At 33.8% G+C, this 2,456-nt stretch carries 3 protein-coding genes; 2 read left to right on the top strand and 1 reads right to left on the bottom strand.

What is annotated here, in order from left to right:
- Window positions 1-337: transposase (locus AB1349_13695; GenBank protein ID MEW6558379.1), on the bottom strand; the 337-nt coding region annotated here is incomplete at its 3' end.
- A gap of 326 nt (window positions 338-663) precedes the next feature.
- Between AB1349_13695 and AB1349_13690 the strand changes: the two genes are divergently transcribed.
- Together AB1349_13690 and AB1349_13685 are read left to right on the top strand one after the other, a co-directional pair.
- On the top strand, window positions 664-927 hold the full coding sequence (locus AB1349_13690; GenBank protein MEW6558378.1) for a hypothetical protein: 264 nt from the start codon (window positions 664-666) through the stop codon (window positions 925-927).
- A 227-nt stretch (window positions 928-1,154) separates the two neighbouring features.
- Complete coding sequence (locus AB1349_13685) at window positions 1,155-1,442, top strand: transposase (GenBank protein MEW6558377.1); 288 nt, start codon at window positions 1,155-1,157, stop codon at window positions 1,440-1,442.
- Window positions 1,443-2,456: the final 1,014 nt, after the last annotated feature.

Here is a 2,456-nt window from a genome sequence, read left to right as displayed (position 1 = left end):
ATATAAGAGTTTTGATTTGTGTTTTTAGAACTTTCTGTAATATTTCATTGGGAATAGTGTGAAGGAATTCTTCGTAGCGATGTCTTGATGGAATATCTTCAAGGCCACATTTATAGACGATTGCTGGATTGTTGTGAACTTCAGTATCTAATTCAGTTAAGGTTTGTATTGTGCGAAGATTTTTATAGATAAGCAAACGACAGATTCCTCGTAGAGATATGGTAGGTCTACCTGTTACATGTTCAGGTTCTTTAATAGCAGAAAGGTTAAGGTGGTCAAATATAGCATCATACTGGTCTAAGTTTGTAGGGAATAAAAGTAGTTGTTTTGAATACATTTTAGTGCCTCCCTGGTCAATTTCACTGACCTTGAGTTTTGAGCAAGTCGTATGTTTGGGGTCACTAAAATTATACTAAAAAGTAGGGTTGAGGGCAAATGGAACCAGAGAGAAAAAGTGAAGAAAAACATAGGGGTTGCTCAAAACTAAAAATTGCCCTCCACCCTTGTAAAAAGTTATAATAGATGGTAAAGGATGGAAATTATGATAATGAATTATCGTCGGAAAAAATGAGGTGGAGGGCAGTTTTAAAAAGTAAAGATTAAATTTCCGACGACAGAAAGGGTTTTGAGCAACCCTCAAAAACTTACAAAGGAGGCATTCAAATGAACAAGACACAGACAAACACAAGGTTTATCCCGAGGAATTACGATGTATTTGCTGGATTAGATGTTGATAAAAAGAGCATAGCGGTAACATTTTTAGATCATTACAATGAAATTAGACAAATAAAGATACCATATAATCCAAAACAATTAATAAATTATGTGCGCAATAAATATCCAGATAAACAAGTTGCATTTGCATACGAAGCAGGTCCTACTGGATTTGGCTTATATGACGAGTTGAGTAGTCAAAAATATTTTTGAAACCCATACATGTACCTGATGGAGCTTACAGAGAACTCAGGCATCTTGTTAGATTGCGTGATACATTTGTTCAACAATCAAAAGCTACCAAAGCACGTATAAAATCACTTCTTCTGGTAAATGGAATTTTTTTTCCAGTGATGAAAATAAATGGAGTCTGGATACTATTTATAAACTCAAAGAACTTTTATATTCTAAACAATGTTCTGAAGTAATACGATTTCATCTTGGACGTTTTAGGACTGTTAACAAGTATTCCTGGTATAGGTTTCATAACTGCCAGTCAACCTATAGCACGAATTGGCAATTGGCGACATCTTTATCGTTATGATCAAATAGGTTCATTTCTTGGTCTTGTTCCCAGCGAAGATTCTACTGGTGATGAGATAAATCGCGGTTCAATTACTCGCATGGGTAATACAAATTTAAAGAGAACCAGAACAAAAGATGAGACTGCATTGTTTGTGGAGAGCCTCGGAATCTTGAAGAACAATCCCGATGTTATACCGGGATAATGTTTCGGTTATTAATAAGAGGTCCACTGCAGTGCTAAAACGAGAACTAAAACGTATCTCTAAAAAGTATGGATGATGGATGTCACTTAATAAAAGTTAACAAATGTTAACGGTGAACATCACTACGAATAGGAACAAGCAATTCTCTTTTGATATTTCTTTATTATCGTTTTACGGAGTTATTATTGTTTTAATTCAAAGAACAAATTATCTTTACAAAAATTCCCGTTTTGTTACTTGACATTCACATAGGAACAGGATTAACTTCTGTTTAAAGTTGGGAATAAAGTTACACCCGACTTCAGTCGGTCAAGCAAAATTGGCATCGTTGATAATAATTTAGAGTTTAGAGAACTTAGTTTAGAGAAAAGGCAAAATCTCTAAACTCTCAACTTTTCTTTCCATTTTGGTTCGCATAAGATATCTTATGTTAACTTTTTAATGGATTTTACTTGTGGGCTGCCTGATATTTATATCTTAAGCAATGTTGTTAAATTATAGTATTTTTTCCCGAAAAATAGCACATTTTTATTGCTATCTTAATACGAATTATTCATTTTTAGAGCTTGGCACTCTAAAAATTGCTTTTTTTCTTTTTTTTCTAAAACTTTTTTGGCAAAATTTTCGCAAAAAGACCAAAAAAATTTTTTTCAGAAAACAATCCAAAAAGCGGCGGAAGTAAAAACCCGGTAAGTATGGTTAACCGTTTGTAAAAGTGGGGCAAAAATTTGCCAATTAGAAAACACTATGGAACACAATTTCACAAAGTTAGCCAAAATTCAGTGAATATGCATGGGTTATAAAAAACCAAGGAAGCCGAAAAAACTGGCGATATGGCATGAAACATTAAAATCTGACCAAATCTAAAAAAAGGCAGGAGCAGGTTGTGTCAATTGCAATGTAAAATTATACCAGGGTTGCAATGTAAAAGTATACCACCTGCAGGTGGTATAATTAATGGTTCAGGTGGTAATTAGATGTGTTGCAAAGTAAAAGTATACCAGGTAAGTGAAG

This window comes from Elusimicrobiota bacterium (genome assembly GCA_040757695.1).
Taxonomy (GTDB): domain Bacteria; phylum Elusimicrobiota; class UBA8919; order UBA8919; family UBA8919; genus JBFLWK01.
This window is presented reverse-complemented; position numbering and strand designations above follow the sequence as displayed.

What these genes read in the sequence shown, in the direction of transcription:
- AB1349_13690 (MEW6558378.1), top strand. Translation starts at nt 664, where the DNA reads ATGAACAAGACACAGACAAACACAAGGTTTATCCCGAGGAATTACGAT.